The sequence below is a fragment of the Bradyrhizobium sp. Leo170 genome, assembly GCF_004296405.1.
In the GTDB taxonomy this organism is placed as follows: domain Bacteria; phylum Pseudomonadota; class Alphaproteobacteria; order Rhizobiales; family Xanthobacteraceae; genus Bradyrhizobium.
In genome coordinates this window covers 1-25664 of record NZ_PSRR01000033.1, presented here as the reverse complement: position 1 = coordinate 25664, position 25664 = coordinate 1, and the positions used below count along the sequence as shown (strand labels likewise).

The window sequence follows — 25664 nt, the reverse complement described above, 5'->3', positions numbered from 1 at the left end:
TTCAGGCCTCGGCCGGTTTGCTGCTGACGATGCGGAAATGCGCGAGCTCGTCGCCGACGGCGGTGAAGAACAGGATCAGCCCGGTGATGGCGAGCACGGTGGACGTATTGACGCCCTGCGTCTGCAGGATGATGCCGGAGTTGAGGATCACGGCCATCAGCGCCGCACCGGCAATCACGCCGATGCAGGAGCCGCGCGCCAGCACCGCGACCATGATGCCGAGATAGCCGAAATTGTTGGAGATGCCGCCCTGCAGCCGATGCACTGTGCCGGCCACCTCGGGCATGCCGGCGATGCCAGCGATCGCGCCCGACAGCAGCATCACCACGATCAAATGGCGGCGGAACGGCATGCCGGCATATTTGGCGGCCTGCGGGTTGGAGCCCGCGATCCGCACCTCATAGCCCCAGCGCGTGAAGCTGAAGGCGGCGGCCGTGATCACGGCCACCAGGATCGCGATCGGAAAGCCCCAATGCACCATGCCGATGAATTCGGGCACGTCGTGCTTCAGCCGCGCGGTGGTCCCCAGCGCATGCCCGCCGGGATCGAGCCAAGGGCCGGTCGCGACATAGTAGACCAGCAGCGTGGCGACGAAGTTGAGCAGCAGCGTCGTGATGAGCTCGCTGACATCGGCATAGGCCCGCGCCAGCGTCGGCACCAGGATCCAGATCAGACCGCCAATTGCGCCGGCGAGGAACATCAGCGGCAGCATCACAATGGTCGGGCCGGGGACGAACAGCGCTACGCCGGTCGCGGCAAAGGCGCCGGCATAGAATTGTCCTTCCGCGCCGATATTCCAGGCGCCGATCCTGAGCGCGACGGCGACCGAAAGCCCGGTGAGGATCAGCGGTGTGACCAGCAGGCCGACGTCCTCGAGCCCGAAACCGGAGCCGAACGTCGACCTCAGAACCTGCAGCGCCAGCTTGAGCGGCTGCGCGCCGCTGGCCGCGAGCAGGAGACCGGCGGTGATGAGCGCGAACAGGATCGCGATCGCGCGCGCCGCAAGCGCGATGCCAGGCGAGGCCGATGGCAGGCGTTGCAGGCGGATCGCCATCGTCAATGCACCATCGCGGCCGCGCGCACTGGTGTGGCCGCGCGCTGACCGCCCATCATCAGGCCGATCTGTTCGATATCGGCGCCCGCGCTGTCGACGATGCCCATGATCTCGCCGTGGAACATCACCGCGATGCGGTCGGAGAGGTTGAGCAGTTCCTCGAGCTCTTCCGAGATCACGACGATGCCGACGCCGGCGTCGCGCAGCTCGACGAAATAGCGCATCATGGTGTTGATGGCGCCGACGTCGAGGCCGCGGCTCGGATAGGCGGCGACGAGCAGTTTCGTGGCGATCCGCATCTCGCGCCGCGCCACGAAGCGCTGCTGGTTGCCGCCGGAGAGGTTGCGGATCGGCATCGAATAGTTCGGCACCATCACGGCGGCAGCTTCCGCGATTTTGCGCGCCAGCGCCGCTGCCGCGCGCGGCCGGTACCACGGTCCGAGCGAGACCGGCGCGCGGTCATATTCGCGGATCACCGCGTTGTCGGTGACGCTGAGCGCGGGCGCAAGTCCACTGCGCAGCCGGTCCTCAGGGATATGGCCGACGCCGAAATCCGCGAAATCACCGGCGCCTGCGGTCGAGACATCGCGCCCGCCGAGCATGATCTGTCCGGAGCTGGCCGCGCGCATTCCGGTCAGAAGTTCGCTCAGCTCTTTCTGCCCATTGCCGGCCACCCCTGCGATGCCGAGAATCTCTCCGCCTGCGATATCGAGCGAAACCTTGTTCAGGACGATATGGCCGGTGCTGTCCCGCGCCGTCACCTCGCGCAGGCGGACGACGGGCTCGTTGGATTTGGCGACCGCGTTCGGTCCGCGTGCGCGCAAATCGTCGAGCACGATCTCGTGGCCGACCATCAGTTTCGCCAGCATCGTCTCGCTGCAGGCGCTGGTCGGCTCGGTCGCCACCTTGCGGCCGCCGCGCAGCACGGTGATGCGGTCGGAAATCTCAAGCACCTCGTCGAGCTTGTGGCTGATGAAGATCACGGCGTTGCCGCGCGCGACGAACTCCTTCAGCGCCTTGAACAATTCGCGCGCTTCCGAGGGCGTCAGCACCGCGGTCGGCTCGTCCAGGATCAATACGCGCGCTTTTCGCGCGAGCACGCGCAAGATCTCGACCCGCTGCTGCTCGCCGGTCGAGAGTTCGTCGATCCGCACGTCTGGACGGACTGCGAGATTGAGCGAGGCCGAAAGCTGCGCGGTGCGCGCTTCCAGTTCCTGCGCGCTGATCGCGCGCGGCGTTTCCGACCAGCCGAGATGGATGTTCTCGGCGACGGTGAACGCGCGCACCAATTTGAAATGCTGGTGCACCATGCCGATGCCGGCCGCGATCGCCTCCACCGGCGAGGCGAAGCTTTTCAGGTAGCCGTCGATGATGATCTCCCCGGCATCCGGCTGATAGATGCCGGTGAGGATGTTCATCAACGTGGATTTCCCGGCGCCGTTCTCGCCCAGGAGTGCGTGGATCTCGCCGGGCCATACTTCGAGGTCCACGTCCTGATTGGCAACGACGCCGGGAAAATACTTGGCGATGCCCCGGAGCTGCACGAGTGGCGGCGTGCCGGGAGGACGCTCGGTGACATCGGGCATCGCCATCACGATTGCGCGTCAGAGCCCGGAGATGCCGGCGATCGGCCAATCCCAGTTGTAGAGTTCGCTCTCGCTCATGCGTTTACCACTGGCGACCTTCACATTGCCCTTGGCGTCCTTGATCTCGCCGACGAAAGGCGACCATCCGCCGAGGATCTTTTCGCGCACCGCGTCGGCCTGCTTGCGGACATCCTCCGGCACGCTCTCGCCCCAGGCGTCGCGGTCGACGCCGGTGCCCATCGGCAGGATGGTGCTGGAGGGCGTCCAGGTGCCTTCGAGCCGCTTCTTCACCTCACCGACATAGTATTGCTTGAAGTCGATGACGATCGAGCTGATGTAGGCCTTCGGCCCATAGCGGCGGATATCGGTGTTCCACATCACCGCCTTGGCGCCGCGCTTCTCGGCGACCTGCAGATATCCCGCCTCGTCCATGATGCCGAACAGGAGGTCGCAGCCATTGTCGAGCAGCGCGGTGCCGGCTTGGGTGGCTGCCTGCGGATCGAACCAGGAATTGATGGTGATGACCTGCATGGTTGCGTTCGGATTGACCGAGCGTGCGCCCATCAGGAACGCGTTGGTGCCGGAGAAAACTGACGGGACCGGGAAGGATGCGACATAGCCGAGCTTGCCGCTCTTGCTCATCAGGCCGGCGGCGACGCCCGTGACATAGGTCGGGTACCAGTGCGCGACATAATAGGTGCTGAGATTGTCGAGCGGGTTGCGGCCGTCGCATTCGTAGAACGCGACCTTCGGCGAGCGCTTCGCCACGTCGTAGAGAAAGTCGCCGAAGTTCGAGGTCGCGAACACCATGCAGGCATTCTCGGAAACGAACTGGCGGTAAGTGCGCGTCGCATCGGCGGAGTAGGGGATGCTCTCCACGAACACGGTCTTCACCTGCGGGAACGCCGCTTTCACCGCCTTCATCCCCTGGTCGTGACTCCACGTCCAGCCTTCGTCGGTGACGGGACCGGTGTGGCCGAAGGCGATCACGGCATCTTTCTCGGCGACCGCCGGCAGCGGCGCCGCGGCGCGCGCGGAGCGGATCAGGCCTGGCGGCAGCAGGAGCGAGGAACCGGCGGCGGCACCGAGGTTCAGGAAGCGCCGGCGGGACAGATGGCGGAGGTCTGACATGATTGAGCTAAGCCTCGTGTTGGAGCCTGTGTTCTCTTGCGGATGGTTGCCGTGACCAAGACCTGCCGGAAACTCCGGGCAAAGCCGATCGCCGACACAACGTGTCGGCGCTCGGTTACCGAAGGATTTCAGTAGCAAGGTCCATGCCGCAGCCCGCGCATCGGCGGCATCACCGGCCCATCCCGCACGCTTGCGCACATTCAGCCTGTCTGTCGTTCCCTGTTTCGCATAGGCGCTTTTTTTCGATTGCGGTGATCGATCCAGCGCAACATCGTTCGGCAACGATGCCTTAAAAAACAAGCAGATCGCTGCTTCTCTGCTCAAAGGATATGCATGGGCAATCTTTCCGCTTGCCCTGATCGCGGCACGCTCGAATAAATCGAACCACAGGGATGTGAGCGCATGCAGGGAGCAACCGTCATCGTCTTCAGCGGACAGTTTCGCGTCGAGAGTTTTGTCGAGTTCGTCAACCACCGCGCGCGGCGTTTGCAGCTCGATGCAGTGGTGGAGACGGCGACGCCTGATTGCATCGAGGTAGCAGTTTCAGGACAGCCGGCGCTGGTCGACGCGTTCGAGATGGCGTGCAGCCTCGGGCCGATCGACTGCCTGGTGCGGGATGTCTGGCGGAAAAATGCCTCGGTGTAAGTCGTGCTTTGGGCTTGGTGATGGAGATGGGCTGATGGAAACAGGTTGGTATCCGGTCGCGCTGGCGGAGGGGCTGGAGCGCGGCATGTCCACTGGCACGCGGTTGTTCGGCCGCGAGCTTGTGGTCTGGCGCGACAGCGCTGATACCTCGCATGTCTGGGAAGACCGCTGCCCGCATCGCGGCATGCGCTTGAGTTTCGGCTTCGTGCGCGACAATCATATCGCCTGCCTCTATCACGGCTGGCAGTACGATACGTCGGCGCAATGCCGCTATATTCCGGCGCATCCCGAACTTGCCGTGCCCGCCACGATCCGGGTTGCGACCTATCCTTCGATCGAGCGGCTCGGCATCGTCTGGGGCTATAACGAGCTCGACGGCGACGCGCCGCCGGACATCGGGTTTGCCGAGCGCGCGCCGATGACACCGGTGCGCAGCCTCTATGTCGATGCTTCGGCAGCCAAGGTGTTCGACGCGCTCGTCCTCGCCGAATGCCCGCCGCTCAAGAATGTCGGCGGCGCGACGCAGCGGTCGCGAACCGATGCGCTGGTCTCGCTCAAGAGCGGTGGCGACGAAATTCTGGTCGCGGTGCAGCCGCTATCCGACGTGGAATCCGCGCTGCATATCGTCATCGCGGGACCGCCGGACGTCTATTCCGGCGATAGCCAGAAACGTGTCTCCGCCTGGGGTGAGGCTTTGCGGCGTGAGGTCGAAGGGGCGGCGAGGCACGTTGGCGAACTGCGCCACGAGGTGGCGCCGTGAGCGAGATTACTCTCTACGACTTCGAGCTCGACGAAAACTGTTACAAGGTGCGGCTGCTCCTGTCCGTGCTCGGATTGTCCTACCGCAAAGTCGCGGTCAACGTGGTGCCGGGCCGTGAACATCTCGCACCCGCGCTGATGGCGCTCAATCCGCGCGGCAGCCTGCCGATCCTCACGAACAGCGAATTCGTGCTGAGCGAAGCGGAAGCGATCATGATCTATCTCGCCCGCGCCTATGACAACGGTAACGCCTGGTTGCCCACTGACCCGAAAGCGCACGGCTTGGTCGCAATGTGGCTGCAATTTGCCGGCCGCGATCTCCATGCCGCCTTTCTCGCGCGGCGGCTGGCGATGTTCGACGCGTCAGGCGATGAAGTGGCCTTGGGGTTTGCTGCGCGAAGCGCCTTCCGTCTGATGGAGGATCACATGACGGCACGCGAATTTGATCGTGCCGCCTGGTTCGTTGGCGATAATCCGTCGCTCGCCGATCTCGCGCTGTTCCCGGCAATCGCGCTGAGCCGCGATTTCGGCATCGAACATGAGGCCTATCCGGCACTGCGGCGCTGGATGCGCCGCGTGCGGGCGATCCCAGGTTTCGTGACCATGCCGGGCATTCCCGACTATTATTGAGGCCGATCACGCACGCGCAACGTAAGAGGCCGCCATGACCAAGCTCACCCGCTTTTCCATCCAGCCGCTCCACACCATGACCCGCCGTCTCGCCGACGTCGCATCGGGGCGGGCGGCGCCTGATCTGGTCATTACGGGCGCGCGCGTGCTCTCGACCTATTCGGAGCGGATCATCGACAACAGGGAGATCTGGATCGCGGGCGGGCGGATCGCCGCGGTGAAGCCGGCCGGCACGCACAAGGCTGCCGGCGGCGACGCTGCGATCAAGGACGTCGCCGGCGGCATCATCGCGCCGGGGCTGGTCGATCCGCACATCCATATCGAATCCTCGATGGTGACGGCCTGCGCCTACGCGGAAGCGGCCCTGCTTAACGGCACCACGACGATCTTCTGCGACAGCCACGAGATCGGCAATGTGATGGATGTCGCCGGCGTCGAGGCGATGCTGGAGGACGCGCGCGAGGCGCCGCTCTCGATCTTCCTGACCGTGCCGAGCACGGTGCCCGCCACCTCGCCGGAACTCGAGACCGCCGGCGGCGATCTCACGGCGGAGAAGATCGCGAGCCTGTTCGACCGCTGGCCGGAGGCGGTGGCGCTCGGCGAGAAGATGGATTTCGTTCCCGTGACGCTCGGCGACGAGCGCAGCCACGCGATCCTTGCCGCGGCGCTGAAGCGCGGCCGGCCGGTGTCGGGCCATGTCTATGGCCGCGAATTCGTTGCGGCCTACGCGGCAAGCGGTGTCACCGATACCCATGAGGCGATCGACCGCGATATCGCCGACGATCTGCTGGAGGCAGGCGTGTGGATCTTCCTGCGTGGCGGTCCGCCGACCACGTCGTGGCATTCGCTGCCGCAGGCGATCCGCACCATCACCGAGCTCGGCGCGTCGCATAAGCGCGTCGCCGTCTGCACCGACGATCGCGACGCCGATGATCTCCTGCAATTCGGTCTCGACTGGGTCGTGCGCGAGGCAGTGAAGGCCGGCATGTCGCCGGAACAGGCATGGTCGATGGGTTCGCTGCACGGCGCCACGCGCTTCGGCACCGAGGGCGAGATCGGCGGCCTCGGCGGCGGCCGCCGCGCCGATCTGGTGCTGCTCGACGACTCGCTGAAGCCGCACGCCACCTGGTATGGCGGCGAATGCGTGGTCGAGAACGGCAAGATCACCGCGTCGCTGGATGCCGCGCTGTCGAAGCGCTATCGCTATCCGCAAGCCGCATATTCGACCGTGAAACTGCCTGATAAGGTGAAGCTGACGCCGGCGCTGCCGACCGAGGCTTGCACCGTCAACGCCATCCGGACCGCGCTGCCCGGCATTACCCTGATCCACGACCGCGTCGCGATCGAGCCGGCCAACGACTGGCAGCCGCTGTTCGAGCGCTATGGCCTCTGCTTCGTCACTGTGGTGGAGCGCCACGGCAAGTCGGCCGGCAATGTCGCCCATGGTCTGCTCAAGGATTTCGGCCTCAAACGTGGAGCGGTGGCATCGAGCGTGGGGCATGATAGCCACAACATCATCATTGCCGGCACCAACGAGGATGACATGCAGGTCGCGCTCGCCGCGATCAAGGACCATCAGGGCGGCGTCTGCGTCGTTGCCGACGGCAAGGTGAAGGCGATGGTGCCGCTGCCGATCGCGGGCCTGCTCTCCGACAAGCGGGTGACCGAGGTCGCCGAAGAGGTACAGAAACTCAAGGTGGCATGGCAGGAGGCCGGTTGCACCATTCCCTATATGGGCTTCAACCTGATCCCGCTGTCGGTGATCCCCGAAATCCGCCTCACCGACAAGGGATTGGTGCTGGTGCCGGAAATGCGGCTCGCGCCGCTGTTCGAATAGCACGATGGACCCACACCGGCTCGGCCTGATCTCGACGCGCCTGCATTATTTCCAGCTCGTCGCCCAGCTCGGCTCGATCCGGCAGGCCGCGCGCGTGCTCAACGTCGCGCCGTCCTCGATCAGCCGCGTGATCGGCCAGCTCGAGGACGAGCTGCAGACGCCGTTGTTCGAGCGCATCCGTCAGCGGCTGAAGCTCACCAGCGCCGGCGAAATTCTGCTGTATCGCACGCGAGCCAGCCAGGGCGAGATGACGCGCGCCTACACCGAGATCAACGATCTCCAGGGCCTTCGTCGCGGCACTGTCACGGTGGCGGTGGTGGAGAGCATCGCGCGCGGGCTTCTGCTCGACGTGATGTCGACGTTCTGGGAGAGCTATCCGGCGATCACAGTCGATATCAAGGTGATGGGATCGGAACACGCGTTCGATGCGGTGGCCGATGGCGAATGCGATATCGGCATCGCCTTCGACATCAAGACGCCGCGCAACGCGCAGCGGCTCGCCGGCACCGTGCTCAATCTTGGCGCGCTGATGCATCCCGGGCATCGGCTCGCCGGCCGCAGTGAACTCAAGCTGTTCGATCTCGCCGGCGAGCGCGTGGTGCTGTCGGATGCCAGCCTCTCGCTCGGCGCCTCGATCGAGGAGGCGCTGAACGGTTCATCGATCGATTTCGGGCGGCGCGCGCTGACCAACTCGATCACTGTCATGGCCGATCTTGCGATGCGCGGTAACAGCGTCGCGCTGCAGACCCGGATCGGCGTCCAGCGCGAGATCAGGAGCGGAGCCTTGGTGTTCGTGCCGCTGCGCGATCCCAAATTGCGGCCGCGCAAGCTGGTGCTGCTGTCGCGCGCCAAGTCCGGCATGTCGGAAGCGGCTTCGAGCCTCGCCACCATGCTGACGCGGGCGATCGAGGGCCTGTCCGGCGGCTGAGAGATGTTGCGCAGGGCGCATCAGGCTGGTGAGAAATCAGGGCCTATTCAGAACATCTCGCACCTGAGAATTTGCCCGAAAAGGAATCTGCATGAAGCCATCCGCCGTCGACGCCGTGATCCGCGGCCTGAAGAAAGCAGGTGTCAGCATCGTCTGCTATCTGCCGGACTCTTTGTTCAAGGAGCTCTATCCGGCGCTCGATGCCGACCCTGACATCCGCACCATTCGCGTCACCAATGAAGGCGAGGGGGCGGCGATCTGCGGTGGCGTGTTCCTGTCCGGCAAGCGCGCGGCGCTGGTGATGGAGAATTCCGGCTTGCGCGCCTCGGTCGAGCCGTTGGCGCGGATGGGGCTCGGCGCCGGCATCCCCGTGGTGATGCTGATGAGCTATCGCGGCGAGCTCGGCGAGAACAATTGGTGGGCGATCCCGCACGGCATCACCATGGAGCCGGTGCTGAATGCGCTGCGGATTCCCTATCGCATCGTGACGGAAGAGGAGCGGATCGAGCGCGCCATCACCGATGCGTTCAGTTGGTCCTACTCAGCCTATTATCACTCGGCGGTCGCGCTGGGCGGGAGTGTGGTGCGATGAAGCGGTTCGACTGCATGAAGGCGCTGGCGCGCAGGCTCTCCGATGAGCTCGTGATCCTCTCGCTCGGCGCCAGCGTCGACGAATGGTACAACGCCGCCCCGCATATGCGCGAGGCCAGCCTGTTCCAGCAGCAGCTCGGCTGCGTCAGCGCACAGGCCCTTGGGCTCGCCGCCGGCCTGCCGCACCGGCGCATCGTCTCGCTCGATACCGACGGCGGCATGATGTTCAACCTCGGCATCCTCGCCACCATCGCCAACGAGCAGCCGAACAACCTCTTCATCGTGGTCTGGGACAATGAATGCTACCAGTCGATCGGCGGCCCGCCGACGCACACCGCGAGCGGCCGCGTCGACATCGCCGCGATCGCGCGTGGCGCAGGCGTGACGCGCGCCCACACCGCGCACACGGTGGAGGAATTCGATAAGCATTGCGCGGAAGGACTGGCGGCGCGGGAGCCGTATCTGGTCGTGGCAAAAGTATCCGGCACCGTGCAGCCCGACATCAAGCGCAAGCACAGCGACGGGCGCGAGGACAAATACATCTTCGTCCGCCACGTCGAGCGCACCGAGAACATCGTCATCATGGGCCCGAGCGAGCACAATTAGCGCATGGTGAGATTGGATCGAATGGTGCCAACACGAAGCTGCGCCCCCTCTCCCGCTTGCGGGGGAGGGCCGGGGTGGGGGTCTCTCCACGATTCGCGCTGTCGCGAGCGGAGAGAGCCCTCACCCGCTGCGCTTCGCGCAGCGACCTCTCCCGCAAGCGGGAGAGGTGAAACAACGCGCGTCGCTCCGTCGCCATGACCGCGCTCCTCCCCGCCTATGATTACATCGTGGTCGGCGGCGGATCCGGCGGCGCGGTGGTGGCGCGGCGGCTGGCCGAGCGCAGCAATGCCAGCGTGCTGCTGCTCGAAGCCGGGCCGTCGGATGCCGGCATTGCCGCGATCGAGGATGCGGCGCACTGGACCGCGCTGCTCGGTGGCCGCTACGATTGGGGCTACCGCTATGCGCCACAGCGCGAGCTGAACGGACGCAGCATCGCGATTCCGCGCGGCCGCGTGCTCGGGGGATCGTCGAGCCTCAACGCGATGCTGTGGTACCGTGGCCATCCGTCCGACTACGACGCCTGGGAGGCGGCGGGCGCGACGGGATGGAATTTCCGTTCCGTGTTGCCGTACTTCAAGCGCAGCGAGGACTGGGAGGGCGGCGCCTCCGACTATCGCGGCGCCGGCGGTCCCTTGCGTATCGAGCGCCCGCGCGATCCTCACCCGATTGCGCGCGCGATGATCGCGGGCGCCGCCGAGCTCGGCATCCCCGTGATCGACGATCCGAACGGCGCGACCAATGAGGGCGCCGGCCTCGCCAATCTCAACGTCAGCGAAGGCAAGCGCTGGAGCGCGGCGCGCGGTTATCTGCGGCCGGTGATGGACCGGAATAATCTCACCATCCACACCAATGCGCTCGCTATCGGCCTTTCCTTCGAGGGCCGCCGCGCCCGCGCGGCACGCTCGATCATCGACGGCGCCGTTGTTGAGACGCGCGCGGACTCCGAGATCATCCTGGCGCTCGGCGCGATCGACACGCCGCGGCTGCTCTTGATGAGCGGCATCGGGCCGGCGGAAGAATTGGCGCGGCTCGGCATATCAGTCACGGCCGATCTCGAAGGCGTCGGTGAGAATCTGCAGGACCATCCGCTGCTGATGGGCATGAACTTTCGCGCCAAGACTCCGCTCGGGCCGGTGCGCGACAATGGCGGCGGCAGCATGATGAACTGGAAGAGCGCTGCCGCGCTCGCCGCGCCCGATCTCCACGCTTTTGTCGTGCAGGGCCGCAACGCCAACGATGAGGTCGCCTCGGCTTACGATCTCTCCGGCGACATCTTCGCGATGTCGCCGGGATTGATGCGCTCGACCAGCGTCGGCCGCATGCGGCTTGAGAGTGCCGAGCCGGGCGCGGCGATCGATCTGCAGCCGAACTTCCTCGCCGAGGCCGCCGACCTCGAAGCGCTGATCGCCGGGATCGATACCATCATGGAACTGTCCGCCACCAGGGCCTTCGCCGACCTCATCGCTGCGCCGGCCGCGCCGGACCGTCTGCTATCCCGTAGCGAGAAGATCGAGTTCATCCGCATGAGCTGCTCGACCTTCTTCCACACCTGCGGCACCTGCGCGATGGGCACAGGCGAGCGCGCCGTGGTCGATCCACAGTTGCGCGTGCGCGGCGTCGAGGGCCTGCGAATCGCGGATGCCTCGGTGATCCCGATCATCCCGTCCTGCAATACCCATGCGCCCGTGGTGATGATCGGCGAGCGCGCCGCCGATTTCATCACCGGCATGAAACCTGCAGAGCGGCTGCCATGAACGCACAGAAGGACCAGATCATCGCCGCTGATTTCGTCCTGACCATGGACGAAGCCAACCGCGTCATCCCTGACGGCGCGGTGCTGGTGCGCGGCGGCCGCATTGCCTCGGTCGGCAAGAGCGCCGCGCTCTGCGCCGCCGAGCCTGCGGCCGAGGTCACCTACCTCAGGAATTGCCTGGTCATGCCGGGGCTGGTGAACTGCCACATGCATTCCGGTTTCCTGCGCGGAACGGCAGAGCACCTGCCGGTGTGGGACTGGCTGCGGCTGCACATCAACCCGATGCACCGCGTGCTGCGGCCGCACGAAGCGGAGGCCGCATCCTATCTCTGCTATGCAGAAAGCGTGCTCTCCGGCACCACGACGACTGTCGACATGTGGCGCTTCATGGACGGCAGCGCGCGGGCGGCTCGTGCCATCGGCAATCGTCTCGTTGCCGTTCCCTATGTCGGCGAGCATCCCGACTACAATTATTTCGATACGCTCGACGACAACGAACTGTTAATCGAGGCCTGGAACGGCAAGGAGGACGGCCGCATCTCCGTCTGGGTCGGGCTCGAACATCTCTTCTATTCCGACGAAGCCGCGCAACGCCGCGCCGTCGAGATGGCCAAACGCCACCGCACCGGTTTCCACACCCATTGCAGTGAGGCCTCGATCGAGGTCGCCGAGTTCGAGAAGCGTTACGGCAAGCGGCCCATGTTCGTGCTCGACGATCTCGGCTTGTTCGAGACGCCGCGGGCGATGATCGCGCATGCGGTCTGGCTCGACGATGCCGAGATCGCGCTGCTGGCCCGCCGCGGCGTCTCGGTGGCGCACAACCCCGTCAGCAACATGAAGCTCGCCAGCGGCATCGCCCCCGTGGAGGCCATGCTGCGGGCCGGGCTTGCGGTCGGCCTCGGCACCGACGGCGAGAAGGAGAACAACAATCTCGACATGTTCGAGGAGATGAAGGCGGCCTCGCTGCTCGGCAAGCTGAAATCGCTCAATGCGGCTGCACTGGATTCCTGGACCGCGCTGCGGATGGGTACGATCATGGGCGCGCGTGCCATCGGTCTCGACCATGAGATCGGCTCGCTCGAAATCGGCAAGAAGGCCGACCTGATCGCGGTGCGCACCGACACGCCGCGGATGACGCCGCTGTTCGGCGAAGGACCCTATTTCAACCTGCAGCACAATCTGGTGCATGCGGTGCGCGGCGGCGACGTCGCGCTGACCATGGTCGATGGCCGGATCGTCGTCGAGGACGGCCAGTTGACGACGGCCGATCTGCGCGCGTTGATCGATCATGTTCACGAAGTGGCGCCGGGATTGTTCGCGCGCCGCGCCGCCTGGCTCGCCGAGCACGTCCACGGCTCGGTGCAGTGGACCGGCGCGGTTTGACGGGGCAGGCAATGGCGAAAACCAGTGATCCCGTCGCGCTGAACGAATGGTACGCGATCGAGACGCTGTCCGAGGTGGCGTCAACGCCGCGCCTCACGCGCCTGCTCGGCCAGGATCTGATCGTCGACCGCGCCGCCGATGGCGCGCCGCGCGTACGGGAGCTCGTCGCGAGGCACACCGACCGCGCCGCTCCCGACCCGCGAGCGCTACGGCTGCCTCTGGACCACGCTCGGCGAGCCGCGGCGCGAGATCTTCGACATCGCTGAGGCCGCGGAGGAGGACCGCCGCTTCGTGATTTGCGGCTGGGTCAAGCTGCGCACCTCCGCGCCGCGCGTGATCGAGAATTTCCTCGACATGGCGCATTTCCCTTTCGTCCATCACGACATTCTCGGCGCCGAGCCGCACACGGAGGTGCCGACTTATGAGAGCGAGATCCGCCGCGACGTTGACGAGGTCTGGGCGACCAATTGCCGGTTCTTCCAGCCGCGCATCGCCGTGACGGAATCTGCCGGCGATTTCGTGCAGCTCACCTACCGCGTGCCGTCGCCGTTTACGGTGATGCTCTACCGCGTATGCCCTTCCGCTCCCTCGCGGCTTGATGCGATCGCGCTGTTCATCCAGCCGATCGAGGAGGAACTGTGCCGCGCCCAGCCGGTGATGTTCCTGGTCGACGCGCAGTCGGCCTACAACGACATGCTGAAGTTCGAGCAGGTGATCTTTTCCCAGGACCGCATCATCGTCGAGAACCAGCGTCCCTTGCGGCTGCCGCTCGAACCACGCGCGGAGATCCCGACCCGCGCCGACAGCTCCTCCGTCGCCTATCGCCGCTGGCTCAAGGAAAAGGGCCTCCGCTACGGCACCATCGCCGGCTCGCGATGACCTCTGCCCCGTAGCCCGGGTGAAGCGGAAGCGCAACCCGGGACGGCGGCATCAGCGTTGGCCAGTGGTCCCCGGGTTACGCTGACGCTCCACCCGGGCTACGGCGCTGCGCCACTGATTCGGCGTGCCCCCGTCATGCTGTTGCCCTCCGGCGCCGCATGATGGGCCTTTTTTACCTTTTTCCGTGGAATTTCAGTCTCGTTAACGGATGATTAACCATGGCTACCGATCATTAACCATTCGAAAAGGAGCTGAGTCGGCCGCGATGGACGCACCTGTGCAGTCAAACCGTCAACTGGTCCGCATGCGGGGCCGATCCTACGTTGCGTTCGTGTTTACCCCCGTTGTCCCGATCGTGGGCTGGCTCGGGGAAATCGACGCGACACTCGCCCGCTCGCCCGGATTTTTCGTCGGCAAGCCCGTGGTGCTTGACCTCTCGGCGCTGGACCTCAGCCAGAGCGCCATCCAGCATCTCGTCGCCAACCTCGAGCAGCGCAATATCCGCGTGCTCGGCATCGAGGGCGTCAGCCCCGACCATCTCACCAACAGCCTGCCGCCGCTGCTCACGGGCGGCCGGCCCTGCGGGCTCCCGCAGTCTGAGCCGCCAAAGCCGCAAGCCAAGGCAGCGAAGCCGAAACAGACATCGCTGCTGCTCGACCAGCCGGTGCGTTCCGGCCAGTCGATCGTGTTCGCCGACGGCGATGTCACCGTGCTGGGCTCGGTCGGCTCGGGCGCCGAAATCGTCGCCGGCGGTTCCATCCACGTCTATGGAACGCTGCGCGGCCGCGCGATGGCCGGCATCAACGGCAATTCATCGGCACGGATCTTCTGCCAGAGGATCGAAGCCGAACTACTGGCCATCGATGGCTACTACCAGACCGCAGAGGACATCGGCGAAAGCCTGCGCAGCCGGCCGGCCCAGGCGTGGCTCGAAGACGATGCCCTCAAAATCACAGCGCTGAATTGATCGACCAAAGGAGGAGAGAAAATGGCCAAGGTTTTGGTCGTGACGTCTGGGAAGGGAGGCGTCGGCAAGACGACGTCCACGGCTGCGCTCGGTGCGGCTCTCGCGCAAGCCGGACAAAGCGTTGTCGTGATCGACTTCGATGTCGGCTTGCGCAACCTCGACCTCGTCATGGGCGCGGAACGGCGGGTCGTGTTCGACCTCATCAACGTGGTGCAGGGCGTCGCGAAACTCTCGCAGGCGCTGATCCGCGACAAGCGCCTGGAGAATCTGTGGCTGATTCCGGCATCGCAAACCCGCGACAAGGACGCGCTGACGGATGAGGGCGTGCGGCGGGTCATCAACGAGCTCAGGACCAAGTTCGACTGGATCCTCTGCGACAGCCCGGCGGGTATCGAACGCGGCGCGACGCTGGCGATGCGCTATGCGGACGAGGCGGTCATCGTCACCAATCCCGAAGTCTCCTCGGTGCGCGACTCCGATCGCATCATCGGCATGCTGGATTCGAAGACCGCGAAGGCGGAGCGGGGCGAGCGGGTCGAAAAGCACTTGCTCGTCACCCGGTACGACGCCTCGCGCGCCTCGCGCGGCGAGATGCTCTCGATCGACGACATCCTGGAAATCCTTGCGACGCCGCTGCTCGGCATCATCCCCGAGAGTCAGGACGTGCTCCGCGCATCCAATGTCGGTTGCCCGGTCACGCTGAACAGCACCACCAGCGCGCCGGCCCGCGCCTATATGGATGCGGTGCGCCGCCTGATGGGCGAGACGGTGCCGATGACGGTGCCGGTCGAACGCAAGGGACTGATGAACAGGCTATTACGACGGAGGGCGGCATGATGAATCTCCTGCGGCTTATCGGCGGCCGCTCTGGCTCCGCGCCTGTTGCGCGGGAACGGCTGCAGATCCTGCTCGCGCATGAACGCGGGGTTGGCGGCAGCGGCGCGCCCGAACTGTTGGAAATGCTGCGATCCGAAATCCTCGCCGTGGTTTCCAAGCATGTCGATCTCGATCCGGAGAAAGTCGTGGTCAAGATGGATCGGGGCAAGTTTGTCTCGATGCTCGAGGTCGATATCGAAGTGCCCAATGCTACGCAACGATCCAAGCTGGTGGCTGCGACATGACGGCGGACAGCGATAGCCATATTGCCTGGCAACGGGCGCAGGTCAGGAAGCAGCGCGCTGCGCTCAAGGAATTGGAGATCGCCCGGTTCGGGGGCGCCCCTATCCCGACCTTCAACCGGAAGACCGAGCAGGCGATCAGCGAGCTGAAGCGAAAGATCCTGGAAGCGGAGCGCTGCATCGCCGATTACGAGCGGCGAACCAAGCGGCCGCTGGCCACCGACGGGCGAAGCCTCGCCAGCGTAAGCTGGAGCAACTGGGACGCCAACGTCGGCGGTACCCCGCAGCGCCGCCGCGCCTGATACTTTCGTAGCCCGGGTGAAGCGCAACGCGCAACCCGGGACGTCTGTATCTACGTTTGCGAGCGGTCCCGGGTTACGCGTTCGCTTCACCCGGGCTACGATTGCGTGCGGCGTGATGCCGCGAAAGCGCACACGCGTGTGTGAACTGCCTCCGAACCGCTATGACAGAGCCAGCGCTTTGGCATAGGCTGCCTCCACTCTGACCTGAACGGCAGAGAAGATGCGCATGCGATCGAGGATCGTCATCGCATAGGCTCCGGAGGTCGCATGCGGCTCATCGTCGACGGCAGGACGCATGAGGTTGAGGTCGAAGACGAGATGCCCCTGCTGTGGGTCTTGCGCGACGTGCTCGGCATCACCGGTCCCAAATATGGCTGCGGAATTGCGATGTGCGGGGCCTGCACAGTGCATGTCGGCGGCGAGCCGGTGCGTTCCTGCTCACTGCCGGTCGGCGATGTCAAAGCCGACGTCATCACGATCGAAGGATTGGGCACACCGGCGGCGCTGCATGCGGTCCAAAAGGCGTGGGTCGAGCACCAGGTCGCGCAATGCGGCTACTGCCAGTCCGGCCAGATCATGTCGGCCGCCGCGCTGCTCCGCGCCAACGGCAATCCGAGCGACGACGACATTGATGAGGCGATGTCCGGCAATCTCTGCCGCTGCGGCACCTATCCGCGCATCCGCGCCGCGATCAAGACCGCGGCGCGTGAACTCAAGGGCCGCCCGACATGAGCAGGGCCGGCACCATCGCGCGGCGCACCTTCCTGATCGGCACTGCCGTGATCACGGGTGGCGTCGCGTTCGGCGTCTATGCCTATAAGCGCGAGCCGATCAATCCGCTGCTGAAGGAGCTTGGCGATGGGCAGGCGGCGCTGACGCCTTATGTGCGCATCGACCAGACCGGCGTCACCATCATCACGCCGCGCGCCGATCTCGGACAGGGTGTCGCGTCAGTGCTTGCGGCCTTGGTCGCCGAGGAGCTCGATATTGCCTGGAACGACATCAGGATCGATTTCGGGCCGCCGAGCAATGCTTATTATAATGGCATCGCCGCCGCCGAGGGCCTTCCCGTTCCGGCAACCGACACCAGCATCAAGGCGCGCTCTGCGCGCGTCGTGGGCGATGCGGTGAGCAAGTTCCTGGGACTGCAGATCACCGGCGGGTCGTCGTCGGTCGCCGATGCCTATGAGAAGATGCGCATTGCCGGGGCGGCCGCCCGCGAAGTCCTGTTGCATGCGGCGGCGATGCGGACCGGAATTCCAAAGCACCAGTTGAAGACCAGGGACGGCAGCGTGATCACGCGCGCGGCGAGATGCTGAGTTACGCGTCGCTGGCAGCGGAAGCCGCCAAGATCGAGCCGCCGCGCAAGGTCCGGCTCAAGCCGGAGTCGGAGTGGCGCTATCTCGGCAAGCCGATGCAGCGCATCGACATCGTCGCGAAGTCGACCGGCACTGCGACCTTCGGCATCGATATCAGGATGCCCGGCATGGTCTATGCGACGGTTCGCGCCAATCCCGGCATCGGCGGCGGCATCAAGGGATATGACGCGAGTGCGGCGGAGAAGGCGAGGGGAGTTATTGCGGTCGTGCCGATCACCGGCGGGGTCGGCGTGATCGCCGACAACACCTGGCGCGCCTTCAAGGCGGCGGAACTGATCAAATGCGATTGGGGACCGGCGCCCTATCCTCCATCCAGTGCGGCGATGTTCGAGACCGTCGCGGCCTCCTTCACCGGCGAGCGCCAGGACAGTCGGCTCAAAGATGAGGGCGATATCGAGGCCGCGCTGCAGGGCGATGGCGTGATCGAGGCCGAATACAAGGTGCCATATCTCGCGCATGCGCCGCTCGAGCCGATGAACGCCGTGGTCCAGCTCAAGGACGGACGGCTCGATATCTGGACGGCCACGCAGATGCCGCTGTTCTTGGTGGCGGCGGCGGCCGAAGTCAGCGGGCTTGCGCCTGACAAGATCCACCTTCATTCATTGATGTCAGGCGGCAGCTTTGGCCGGCGCCTCGAGGATGACTATGTCCGCCAGGCGGTCGAGCTCGCAAAGGCGTATCCCGGGTCTGCGATCAAGATGACCTGGAGGCGCGAAGAGGACATGACCCACGACTTCCCGCGCCCGCTCGGCATGGCGCGCATGCGTGGCGCGGTCAGGGATGGCAAGGTCGAAGCCTACGACCTCAAGGTCGCCTGTCCGTCGGTGACAGCCTCTCAGATCGGCCGGCTGCACATGCCGACCTTCGGGCCGGATATCGCGATCGTGGCGGGCGCCTGGGACCAGCCGTTGCGGATTCCGCATTATCGCGTCACCGGCTATCGCGTGCCGGAGCTGGTGCCGGTGAGTTCCTGGCGCTCGGTTGGCGCGTCGGCAAACGGTTTCCTGCACAATGGCTTCCTCGATGAGTTGATCCACGCGGCGGGCGCCGATCCGCTGCAGGAACTGATCCGGCTGTGCTGGCACGAGCCGTCGCGCAGGGTGCTTGAAGCGGTGGGCGAGATGTCGAAATGGGGCAGCGATCTCGGCAAGAATCGCGGCCGCGGCATCGCGTTCACGCTGTCATTCGGCGTGCCGGTGGCCGAGGTCGTGGAAGTCTCGAACACGCCGCGCGGCATCCGGATCGACAATGTGTTCGTCGCCGCCGATGTCGGCAAGGTGCTCGATCCCCTGAACTTCGAGAACCAGGTTCAGGGCGCCGTGATCTGGGGATTGGGCCACGCCGTCAATTGCGAACTGACGTTCAACGACGGCGTCGCCGAGCAGACGAACTTCGACGCCTACCAAGGCTTGCGCCTCAATCAGGCGCCGGCGATCGAAGTACGCGCCATCGATAGCGGCAGCCCGATCCGCGGCATCGGCGAGCCCCCGGTTCCTCCCGCCGCTCCAGCACTCGCCAACGCCATCTTCGCCGCCACCGGCAAACGCGTCCGCGAGTTGCCGCTGAACAAGCACATCGATTTCGTGTAGATGCCGCTCTCGTCATTCCGGGGCGCGACGAAGTCGCGAACTATGATGTGCAATTGCACATCAGAGAATCCATCGGGCCGCAGGCGCAGGTGGAGCAATGGATTCCGGGCTCGATGCTGGCGCATCGCCCCGGAATGACGCGACCTCATCCCGAGTAGCCGCGCCAGCGGCGTCTCGAGGGATGGGCCACAGGCGAGATCGGGGCCTCGGCTGCGCCCTGAGAGAGCGCGGCCCGCATGTTTGGCGGCATGGAATTAATCGGCCTTGGCCTTCTCTCGCATCGCCGCCTGCAGGGTCTTGATGTCTGCGGGCGAAAGTTGCGGGCGATCGACCTTGATCGTCAGCTTGTTGAGCTTGGCCGTCAGCGGGAACGGCGGCTTGTAGTCGGCATCGTTCACGCCGGTGAGCGTGTCGGAGCCGATGTCAAAGCTCTCGTCCCACTGCAGAATCATCGGCAGCGTCTTCGCCATCCGTTTTGTGGCGACCTCCTTGCCGTCGACCTTCAGCGTGCCGGCGCCGGGCTGTCCGAGACCGCTGAAGCTGTTGTACTCGAGTGTGCTGACGCCAATGCCGTCATACTTGAAGTCGAACTCGACCGTATGCCGGCCCGCCGATAGCGCATCGGGGCCTTCCCACTTGATGCGTTCGAGGTCGACCAGGTTCCACAAAAACACCGGCTTGCCCCGCAGCAAGTAGAAGCCATAGCCGGCGAAGCGCCCTCCCGAGGTCAGGATCATGCCCTCCGCGCCGCCCTGCGGCACGTCGATGTCGGCGGCGATCGTGTAGGACGCATTGAGCAGCAGCGGCGAATCTCCCTGCGGCAATCCCGTCATTGGTCGCGTGTACACGAACTCCGTGCGTCCAGCGGTGATGTTTGGTCGCGGCGCGATGATGCGCGCCGCGACCGAGGCGTCGAGCGGGAAGACCTGGTGCTTCCTGGCCTCGGCGATGAACATCTCCTTCATCTCCTTGACCTTCTGCGGGTTCGTGGCCGCGATGTCGTCGGACTGGCTGAAGTCCTTGCTCAGGTCATAGAGCTGCAGCACCTGATTGTTCAGCGGATCGGGGTTGGCCGGGCCAAACGCCTGCCAGGGCGCGCGATTGACCTTGGTGCTCAGCATCCAGCCGTCGTGGTAGAGCGCCCACTGGCCCATCATCTCGAAGTACTGCGTCTGGTGCCGCGACGGCACCTTGGCGTTCGGTCCATCGAACGTGTAGGCAAAGCTCGTGCCCTCGATCGGCGCCTGCTTGATGCCGTCGACATAATCCGGGGCCTGAATGCCGGCGGCCTCGAGGATCGTCGGCACGACGTCGATGACGTGGACGAACTGCTCGCGCAAGGAACCCTTGTCCTTGATGCGCGCCGGCCACGACACGACCATATTCTGGTTGATGCCGCCGAGCCTGGATGCGTTCTGCTTGAACCAGTCGAACGGCGTGTCAAACGCCCACGACCAGCCAGCCGACATGTGGTTATACGTCTGCTCGGTGCCCCAGACGTCGTAGAACCTCATCTGCACATCGACGGGCAGTTCACTCAGACCATTGAAGAACGCGACCTCGTTAGGCGTGCCGAGCGGTCCGCCCTCAGCGCTGGTGCCGTTGTCGCCGTTGATGTAGATGATAAGCGTGTTATCAAGCTTTCCGAGGTCCTCGAAATGCTTGATCACGCGACCGATCTCGTAGTCGTTGTAGGCAGCGTAGGCCGCAAACACTTCGACCTGACGGATGAAGAGTTTCTTCTCCTCCGCCGTAAGCTGGTCCCACGGCTTTAGGATATCGCTGGGCCATGGCGTGAGCTTGGTGTCGCTCGGGATCGCGCCGAGCCGCTTCTGGTTCTCGAATATGCGCTCGCGAAGCTTTTCGTAGCCGTCGTCGAACAGGTGCATCGCGCCGATCTTGTCTACCCATTCCTTGGTCGGGTGGTGCGGCGCGTGCGTGGCGCCAGGCGCATACTTGATGAAGAGCGGTTTGGAAGGGTCGGTCTGGTGGACGCGCGTCACCCAGTCGATGGCATCGTCGGCCATCGCGGTGACGAGATTCCAGGTGCCCGGCGGCTTCCCTAGGAATGGGTAGATCTGCGTCGTATTGCGGAAGAGATTTGGCTGCCACTGGTTCGCATCGCCGCCGACGAAGCCATAGAAGTATTCGAAGCCCATGCCGGTCGGCCACTGGTCGAACGGACCGACCTGGCTGGCCGTGAAGGCTGGCGTGTTGTGATTCTTGCCGAACCATGACGTCGCGTAGCCGTTGCCGAGCAGGATCCGCCCGATCGTCGTCTTGTCCTTGCCGATGATGCTGTTATAGCCGGGGAAGCCGGTCGACTGTTCCGAGATCACGCCGAAGCCGGCCGAGTGGTGGTTGCGCCCGGTGATCAGCGCCGCGCGGGTCGGCGAACACAGTGCGGTGGAGAAGACGCGGTTGTAGCGCAGGCCCTCATTGGCGATGCGGTCCATCGTCGGGGTCGGGATGACACCCCCGAAGGTGCTAGGCACGCCGAAGCCGGCGTCGTCAGTGATGATCAGCAGCACGTTCGGCGCGCCCTGCGGCGGGACCACGCGCGGCGCCCACCATGGCTTGGATTGCAGGGCGTCGTCCTTGATCACGCCGCCAAACGTCGGATCGGGCGGCGGGAGTTGCCTGCCGTCGATCGTGGTCGTGGCGCTCGGCGAACCCGCAGCGCCAGTCGTCTGCTGTGCCATCGAGGGCACAATCGTGAGCACGGTCAACGTAACAGCGCAGGACAACAGTGCGGACATTTTCATGACCGATCCTCCCTACTGGGTCTCTGCCATGGGCCAAAAGTGCACACCAACCGCATGGAAGTAGGGGCCGGACACCTTGGTGTTGACGTAGATCAACGGATGGGTCGTGGAGGTTCGGGCAAGCCGCGCGGCATCAGGATCCTAACGTTTATGTGATCGGGCCGTTTGGCAGGCCCTTGCCTTTGCAATCACTGCGCTTTCCGAGATCTGCGCGTCGCCGCTCCAGAATCTCGAAGGCTCGATGGAATAAGACGCGCCCGCACGCGTCACACCCGCACAACGCATCAAATATGGAGGCCAGAATGCGTAGGCCATCGTTTCACGGCGCCGTGACGGCGCTGTCAGGCATGCTTCCGAGACCAGGTCTAGGCACTGCGATTCTTGGCGCACGCCTTCTCATCGCGTTTGCTCTTCCGTCGCATGTGCTTGCGCAGGAAGCCCACCCGCCTGTCCCACCGGCCGTTGCCGCCGACGAGGCTCCGTTCTGGAAAGAGAACGAGGCCGCAATGATCAAGATGATGAACGACATGGAGATCAAGCCGACCGGCGACGTCGACCGCGACTTTGTGGCGATGATGTCCCCTCATCATCAAGGCGCGATCGACATGGCGATCAGCGAACTGCGCTACGGCAAGAACGAACAGTTACGGCGCATCGCGCAGGAGATCATCGTCGATCAGATGCAGGAAATCGCAGCCATGAAGCTTGCGATCGGCCAGCCGGTGACGGATGCCGCGCCTGCCCCCACACAACAGCAACCAGCTTCGACTCCGGTCGAACATCACCACTCAGGCATGTCGATGGACATGTCATCGGGAATGAAGAAGTAGGAGCAAACCATGACGATCTGGAAGAGTCTTCTCCTTGCAGGCACGATGCTTGCAACCAGTTCCGGCGCCTGGGCAGGACAAGCGCCCGGCGCGCTGTCCGCGCCTGACGTGCCGATCAGCCATCACGACCGCGTTTACGCAGCGGAGCAATTCTCGAATACGGTCTCGGTGACGGACCCTGTCGATAACAAGCTCCTCGGCGTGATCAGGTTGGGCGATCCACAACCCGTTAACTTCAGCCCGCTCTACAAGGGGCAGGTTCTCGTCCACGGGATGGGCTATTCGCCCGATCATCGGACCCTGGCGGTGGTCTCGATCGGATCGAACTCGGTGACCTTCATCGACACCGCGACCAATGCCGTCAAGCATGTGACCTATGTCGGCCGATCGCCGCATGAAGCATTCTTCACGCCCGATGGCCGGGAGGTCTGGGTCACCGTGCGGGGCGAGAACTATATCTCTGTGATCGATAGCAAGACGTTCGCAGAGAAGACCCGTATCACCACACCCAGCGGTCCGGGCATGCAGATCTTCTCACCCGACGAAAAATATGGCTACATCTGCTCGTCCTTCAACCCGGAGACAGACGTCGTCTCCGTTGCCGATCACAAGATCATCGCGAAGGTCAAGCAGGAGAGTCCGTTCTGCCCGAACATCGCCGCGACGCCAGACGGAAACCAGGTGTGGTTCACGCTCAAGGACACCGGCACGACGCAGGTGTTCAATGCCAGGCCGCCGTTCAATCTGATCAAGACGATCGACAGCGGCCCGATCACCAACCACGTTAACTTCGCCCATACGGCGAAGGGGACTTTCGCCTACGTTACGATCGGCGGCTTGAACCAGGTCAAGGTGTTCCGCACGGATGATTTTTCGGAGGTCGCGACCATCCCTGTCGGGAATCTTCCGCACGGTGTGTGGCCGTCGGGCGATGGCAGCCGGATCTATGTCGGGCTTGAGAATGCCGACGCGCTCGCAGCGATCGACACGGCGACCAATACGGTGATCGCCAACATCCCGATCGGACAAGCGCCTCAGGCCATCGCCTATGTTCCGAACGCCGCCCCGGATCCGGACGACCGCCAGAACCTGCAGGCGCTCGGTGTCGCGGGCCAGGCCGCGCACCTCTCGCTCGGACCAAAGGATGGGTCAAAGGACGAGAAAGCTCCGACGAGCGTTTCACTGTTCGATCAGGGCCTGATCCAGGTGCTGCAGGCGTCGGTGACCGGTCTGACGCCGAAGCAGAAATACGTGCTTGCGCTGGCAGACCACGCTGACGGAAGCGGTCCTTTGCAACCGCTGGCGGCCTTCATGACCAATCCGGCCGGATCGGCCATCGTCAATGCCGTTGGGCCGATCCGGCAGATCGTCCAGGATCCGGCAAGTCCGGAACGGCGATATCTGGTCATTGCCCCCGGAGATGCGACGACGTCCGGAGAGGCGGTACAGGTGCAAACCCGCTGATGGTAGAGTGAGAATAAGCTGCAGGCGGAGCGCCATGGAAGACATGCTGAGGCAGGTCGAACCGTTGATACCCGCGCTCCGCCGCTATGCACGCGCGCTGGTTCGCAACCGCGCGAATGCCGACGACCTGGTGCAGGATTGCCTGGAGCGTGCGGTCAGCCGCTGGTACCAGCGGCGCGACGGCGATGTCCGCGCCTGGCTCTTCACGATCCTGCATAACCTGGCGATCAATCAGTTTCGCCAGTCAGCGACGCGCGGCAGGCATGTCCCGATCGACAACACCAATGAGAATGATTTGGGCGAGGCCGCAGCGCAGGAACAAAAATTGATGTATCAGGACGTTCTGAACAAGCTCGCGAAACTTCCCGAAGACCAGCGTGCCGTACTGCTGCTTGTTGGCGTCGAAGACCTTTCCTATGCGGATGCCGCGAAGGTGCTCGACATTCCCGCGGGCACGGTGATGTCGCGGCTCTCCCGGGCGCGCGAAAGGCTGCGGCAGGAAATCGAAGGCGCTGCGATCGATGCGCCAAACAACATTGTGTCAATACGGAGCGTGAAGAATGAGCCATCGACCGATCACGGAGGATGATCTCCACGCCTATGTGGACCGTGTCCTCGAACCGGAGCGGCAGGCAGAAGTCGCCGCTTATCTGGGTGATCATCCGGATGTCGCCAGACGCGTCGCCTCCTTCAGCGATCAGCGCGATCGGTTGCGCGCGGCGTTCGCGCCGATCGCCGAGGAACCCTTGCCGGCAGAGCTCAATCTGTCGCGCATCATCGAGCAGCGTTCGCGACGACCGTCGCCGGTTCGGTGGGCGATGGCGGCGATGCTGCTGTTGAGCATCGGTGGTCTCGGCGGCTGGTTCGTACGCGGCGCGCTGCAGACGTCGCCGAGCGGACTGGTTGCGCTCGCACAGGAGGCGGCCATCTCGTATAGTGTCTATGCACCGGATGGCGTCCGACCTGTCGAGGTTCGCGCGTCCGAGAGCGCTCAACTCGTGCAATGGCTCTCAGACCGGCTGCATCGGCCGGTGAAGGTGCCGGATCTGACTACGGCCGGCTACCGGCTGATGGGAGGGCGCCTTGTCGCCAGTTCGCACGGCCCCGCTGCAATGTTCATGTATGACGATGACCACGGCAGGCGAATTGTCGTGCTGACCCGACCGATGAGCCGTGCGGACCAGAACGCACCAATGACGCCCCAATCGCAGGGCGGTGTTGGAGGCTTCGCCTGGGCTGACGACGGCGTTGGCTACAGTCTGATCGGCCCCGCCGCTCCGGAGTCCTTGAGGCCGATTGCAAATGAGGTTCGGAGACAGGCTCGTTCGATCTGAACGCGACGGTTGTTCTGCGCCGCAATGACGATGTGGATGCAGAGGGTGCGACATAACAACCCGTCGGGCAAATCAGCAAAAGTCTGTCCAGCCCTCGCGTAAAAAACATTCTGCTTTCACCGTCGGGCAAATCA

Annotated in this window: 25 protein-coding genes; 21 read left to right on the top strand and 4 right to left on the bottom strand. The window is 64.5% G+C overall.

What is annotated here, in order from left to right:
• Position 1 precedes the first annotated feature (1 nt).
• Genes CWO89_RS08905 through CWO89_RS08895 form a run of 3 tightly spaced genes read right to left on the bottom strand, consistent with a single transcriptional unit; the run spans position 2 to position 3771 of the window.
• The gene (locus CWO89_RS08905) at positions 2 to 1054 is read right to left on the bottom strand and encodes an ABC transporter permease (protein WP_130578252.1); all 1053 of its coding nucleotides are present in this window, start codon (positions 1052 to 1054) and stop codon (positions 2 to 4) included.
• A gap of 2 nt (positions 1055 to 1056) precedes the next feature.
• Entirely contained in the window at positions 1057 to 2646 is a 1590-nt protein-coding gene (locus CWO89_RS08900) for an ABC transporter ATP-binding protein (RefSeq protein WP_207234435.1), read from the bottom strand.
• Positions 2647 to 2658: 12 nt separating this feature from the next.
• Entirely contained in the window at positions 2659 to 3771 is a 1113-nt protein-coding gene (locus CWO89_RS08895) for a BMP family ABC transporter substrate-binding protein (protein WP_130578251.1), read from the bottom strand.
• Positions 3772 to 4173: 402 nt separating this feature from the next.
• Between CWO89_RS08895 and CWO89_RS08890 the strand changes: the two genes are divergently transcribed.
• From CWO89_RS08890 to CWO89_RS08815, 17 genes are all read left to right on the top strand, one after another.
• On the top strand, positions 4174 to 4416 hold the full coding sequence (locus CWO89_RS08890) for a hypothetical protein (protein ID WP_130578250.1): 243 nt from the start codon (positions 4174 to 4176) through the stop codon (positions 4414 to 4416).
• Between the two features lie 34 nt (positions 4417 to 4450).
• On the top strand, positions 4451 to 5176 hold the full coding sequence (locus CWO89_RS08885; protein WP_130578249.1) for a Rieske 2Fe-2S domain-containing protein: 726 nt from the start codon (positions 4451 to 4453) through the stop codon (positions 5174 to 5176).
• Entirely contained in the window at positions 5173 to 5805 is a 633-nt protein-coding gene (locus CWO89_RS08880; protein WP_130578248.1) for a glutathione S-transferase family protein, read from the top strand. The genes CWO89_RS08885 and CWO89_RS08880 overlap by 4 nt, the downstream gene beginning before the upstream one ends.
• A 34-nt stretch (positions 5806 to 5839) precedes the next feature.
• Positions 5840 to 7642 (top strand): adenine deaminase, encoded by a 1803-nt coding sequence (locus CWO89_RS08875; protein ID WP_130578247.1) that lies wholly within the window; start codon positions 5840 to 5842, stop codon positions 7640 to 7642.
• Positions 7643 to 7646: 4 nt separating this feature from the next.
• Complete coding sequence (locus tag CWO89_RS08870) at positions 7647 to 8570, top strand: LysR family transcriptional regulator (protein WP_130578246.1); 924 nt, start codon at positions 7647 to 7649, stop codon at positions 8568 to 8570.
• A gap of 91 nt (positions 8571 to 8661) precedes the next feature.
• A complete protein-coding gene (locus CWO89_RS08865) occupies positions 8662 to 9162 on the top strand; it encodes a thiamine pyrophosphate-binding protein (RefSeq protein ID WP_028162666.1) in 501 nt (166 codons plus the stop codon).
• Positions 9159 to 9767: a thiamine pyrophosphate-dependent enzyme gene (locus CWO89_RS08860; RefSeq protein ID WP_130578245.1), complete on the top strand. Its 609-nt coding sequence runs from the start codon at positions 9159 to 9161 to the stop codon at positions 9765 to 9767. The genes CWO89_RS08865 and CWO89_RS08860 overlap by 4 nt, the downstream gene beginning before the upstream one ends.
• Positions 9768 to 9961: 194 nt before the next feature.
• Positions 9962 to 11521 carry a GMC family oxidoreductase gene (locus CWO89_RS08855; RefSeq protein ID WP_130578244.1) on the top strand — a complete coding sequence of 520 codons (1560 nt, stop codon included), beginning with the start codon at positions 9962 to 9964 and terminating at the stop codon, positions 11519 to 11521.
• Positions 11518 to 12903 carry an amidohydrolase family protein gene (locus CWO89_RS08850; protein ID WP_130578243.1) on the top strand — a complete coding sequence of 462 codons (1386 nt, stop codon included), beginning with the start codon at positions 11518 to 11520 and terminating at the stop codon, positions 12901 to 12903. Before CWO89_RS08855 ends, CWO89_RS08850 begins: the two co-directional genes overlap by 4 nt.
• A gap of 138 nt (positions 12904 to 13041) precedes the next feature.
• A complete protein-coding gene (locus CWO89_RS08845) occupies positions 13042 to 13782 on the top strand; it encodes an aromatic ring-hydroxylating dioxygenase subunit alpha (protein WP_463698710.1) in 741 nt (246 codons plus the stop codon).
• A 265-nt stretch (positions 13783 to 14047) separates the two neighbouring features.
• Positions 14048 to 14749: a septum site-determining protein MinC gene (minC, locus tag CWO89_RS08840; protein ID WP_130578242.1), complete on the top strand. Its 702-nt coding sequence runs from the start codon at positions 14048 to 14050 to the stop codon at positions 14747 to 14749.
• Between the two features lie 21 nt (positions 14750 to 14770).
• Positions 14771 to 15586 carry a septum site-determining protein MinD gene (gene minD / locus CWO89_RS08835; RefSeq protein ID WP_130578241.1) on the top strand — a complete coding sequence of 272 codons (816 nt, stop codon included), beginning with the start codon at positions 14771 to 14773 and terminating at the stop codon, positions 15584 to 15586.
• Positions 15586 to 15870 carry a cell division topological specificity factor MinE gene (gene minE, locus CWO89_RS08830; RefSeq protein ID WP_130578266.1) on the top strand — a complete coding sequence of 95 codons (285 nt, stop codon included), beginning with the start codon at positions 15586 to 15588 and terminating at the stop codon, positions 15868 to 15870. Before minD ends, minE begins: the two co-directional genes overlap by 1 nt.
• The gene (locus tag CWO89_RS08825) at positions 15867 to 16169 is read left to right on the top strand and encodes a hypothetical protein (protein ID WP_130578240.1); all 303 of its coding nucleotides are present in this window, start codon (positions 15867 to 15869) and stop codon (positions 16167 to 16169) included. The genes minE and CWO89_RS08825 overlap by 4 nt, the downstream gene beginning before the upstream one ends.
• A gap of 267 nt (positions 16170 to 16436) precedes the next feature.
• Positions 16437 to 16901 carry a (2Fe-2S)-binding protein gene (locus CWO89_RS08820; RefSeq protein WP_130578239.1) on the top strand — a complete coding sequence of 155 codons (465 nt, stop codon included), beginning with the start codon at positions 16437 to 16439 and terminating at the stop codon, positions 16899 to 16901.
• The gene (locus CWO89_RS47705) at positions 16898 to 17488 is read left to right on the top strand and encodes a hypothetical protein (RefSeq protein WP_245475836.1); all 591 of its coding nucleotides are present in this window, start codon (positions 16898 to 16900) and stop codon (positions 17486 to 17488) included. The genes CWO89_RS08820 and CWO89_RS47705 overlap by 4 nt, the downstream gene beginning before the upstream one ends.
• The gene (locus CWO89_RS08815; RefSeq protein ID WP_245475835.1) at positions 17482 to 19137 is read left to right on the top strand and encodes a xanthine dehydrogenase family protein molybdopterin-binding subunit; all 1656 of its coding nucleotides are present in this window, start codon (positions 17482 to 17484) and stop codon (positions 19135 to 19137) included. The genes CWO89_RS47705 and CWO89_RS08815 overlap by 7 nt, the downstream gene beginning before the upstream one ends.
• A gap of 254 nt (positions 19138 to 19391) precedes the next feature.
• Here CWO89_RS08815 and CWO89_RS08810 read toward each other — a convergent pair whose 3' ends face one another.
• Positions 19392 to 21896, bottom strand: a complete 2505-nt coding sequence (locus CWO89_RS08810; RefSeq protein WP_463698752.1) for an arylsulfatase — start codon at positions 21894 to 21896, stop codon at positions 19392 to 19394.
• Between the two features lie 353 nt (positions 21897 to 22249).
• Between CWO89_RS08810 and CWO89_RS08805 the strand changes: the two genes are divergently transcribed.
• From CWO89_RS08805 to CWO89_RS08790, 4 genes are read left to right on the top strand one after another with little or no spacing between them, the layout of a single operon-like run.
• The gene (locus CWO89_RS08805; protein WP_130578265.1) at positions 22250 to 22732 is read left to right on the top strand and encodes a DUF305 domain-containing protein; all 483 of its coding nucleotides are present in this window, start codon (positions 22250 to 22252) and stop codon (positions 22730 to 22732) included.
• 9 nt (positions 22733 to 22741) lie between these two features.
• Positions 22742 to 24196, top strand: a complete 1455-nt coding sequence (locus CWO89_RS08800) for a YncE family protein (protein ID WP_130578237.1) — start codon at positions 22742 to 22744, stop codon at positions 24194 to 24196.
• Positions 24197 to 24230: 34 nt separating this feature from the next.
• A complete protein-coding gene (locus tag CWO89_RS08795) occupies positions 24231 to 24785 on the top strand; it encodes an RNA polymerase sigma factor (RefSeq protein WP_130578236.1) in 555 nt (184 codons plus the stop codon).
• A complete protein-coding gene (locus tag CWO89_RS08790; protein ID WP_130578235.1) occupies positions 24757 to 25530 on the top strand; it encodes an anti-sigma factor family protein in 774 nt (257 codons plus the stop codon). The genes CWO89_RS08795 and CWO89_RS08790 overlap by 29 nt, the downstream gene beginning before the upstream one ends.
• The last annotated feature ends 134 nt before the right edge of the window (positions 25531 to 25664 follow it).

Excerpts from the sequence above, each read along its gene's own strand:
- CWO89_RS08905 (WP_130578252.1), bottom strand. The coding sequence starts at position 1,054 with ATGGCGATCCGCCTGCAACGCCTGCCATCGGCCTCGCCTGGCATCGCG.
- CWO89_RS08900 (WP_207234435.1), bottom strand. The coding sequence starts at position 2,646 with ATGGCGATGCCCGATGTCACCGAGCGTCCTCCCGGCACGCCGCCACTC.
- CWO89_RS08895 (WP_130578251.1), bottom strand. The coding sequence starts at position 3,771 with ATGTCAGACCTCCGCCATCTGTCCCGCCGGCGCTTCCTGAACCTCGGT.
- CWO89_RS08890 (WP_130578250.1), top strand. The coding sequence starts at position 4,174 with ATGCAGGGAGCAACCGTCATCGTCTTCAGCGGACAGTTTCGCGTCGAG.
- CWO89_RS08885 (WP_130578249.1), top strand. The coding sequence starts at position 4,451 with ATGGAAACAGGTTGGTATCCGGTCGCGCTGGCGGAGGGGCTGGAGCGC.
- CWO89_RS08875 (WP_130578247.1), top strand. The coding sequence starts at position 5,840 with ATGACCAAGCTCACCCGCTTTTCCATCCAGCCGCTCCACACCATGACC.
- CWO89_RS08870 (WP_130578246.1), top strand. The coding sequence starts at position 7,647 with ATGGACCCACACCGGCTCGGCCTGATCTCGACGCGCCTGCATTATTTC.
- CWO89_RS08865 (WP_028162666.1), top strand. The coding sequence starts at position 8,662 with ATGAAGCCATCCGCCGTCGACGCCGTGATCCGCGGCCTGAAGAAAGCA.
- CWO89_RS08860 (WP_130578245.1), top strand. The coding sequence starts at position 9,159 with ATGAAGCGGTTCGACTGCATGAAGGCGCTGGCGCGCAGGCTCTCCGAT.
- CWO89_RS08855 (WP_130578244.1), top strand. The coding sequence starts at position 9,962 with ATGACCGCGCTCCTCCCCGCCTATGATTACATCGTGGTCGGCGGCGGA.
- CWO89_RS08850 (WP_130578243.1), top strand. The coding sequence starts at position 11,518 with ATGAACGCACAGAAGGACCAGATCATCGCCGCTGATTTCGTCCTGACC.
- CWO89_RS08845 (WP_463698710.1), top strand. The coding sequence starts at position 13,042 with ATGGCGCGCCGCGCGTACGGGAGCTCGTCGCGAGGCACACCGACCGCG.
- minC (WP_130578242.1), top strand. The coding sequence starts at position 14,048 with ATGGACGCACCTGTGCAGTCAAACCGTCAACTGGTCCGCATGCGGGGC.
- minD (WP_130578241.1), top strand. The coding sequence starts at position 14,771 with ATGGCCAAGGTTTTGGTCGTGACGTCTGGGAAGGGAGGCGTCGGCAAG.
- minE (WP_130578266.1), top strand. The coding sequence starts at position 15,586 with ATGAATCTCCTGCGGCTTATCGGCGGCCGCTCTGGCTCCGCGCCTGTT.
- CWO89_RS08825 (WP_130578240.1), top strand. The coding sequence starts at position 15,867 with ATGACGGCGGACAGCGATAGCCATATTGCCTGGCAACGGGCGCAGGTC.
- CWO89_RS08820 (WP_130578239.1), top strand. The coding sequence starts at position 16,437 with ATGCGGCTCATCGTCGACGGCAGGACGCATGAGGTTGAGGTCGAAGAC.
- CWO89_RS47705 (WP_245475836.1), top strand. The coding sequence starts at position 16,898 with ATGAGCAGGGCCGGCACCATCGCGCGGCGCACCTTCCTGATCGGCACT.
- CWO89_RS08815 (WP_245475835.1), top strand. The coding sequence starts at position 17,482 with ATGCTGAGTTACGCGTCGCTGGCAGCGGAAGCCGCCAAGATCGAGCCG.
- CWO89_RS08810 (WP_463698752.1), bottom strand. The coding sequence starts at position 21,896 with ATGTCCGCACTGTTGTCCTGCGCTGTTACGTTGACCGTGCTCACGATT.
- CWO89_RS08805 (WP_130578265.1), top strand. The coding sequence starts at position 22,250 with ATGCTTCCGAGACCAGGTCTAGGCACTGCGATTCTTGGCGCACGCCTT.
- CWO89_RS08800 (WP_130578237.1), top strand. The coding sequence starts at position 22,742 with ATGACGATCTGGAAGAGTCTTCTCCTTGCAGGCACGATGCTTGCAACC.
- CWO89_RS08795 (WP_130578236.1), top strand. The coding sequence starts at position 24,231 with ATGGAAGACATGCTGAGGCAGGTCGAACCGTTGATACCCGCGCTCCGC.
- CWO89_RS08790 (WP_130578235.1), top strand. The coding sequence starts at position 24,757 with ATGAGCCATCGACCGATCACGGAGGATGATCTCCACGCCTATGTGGAC.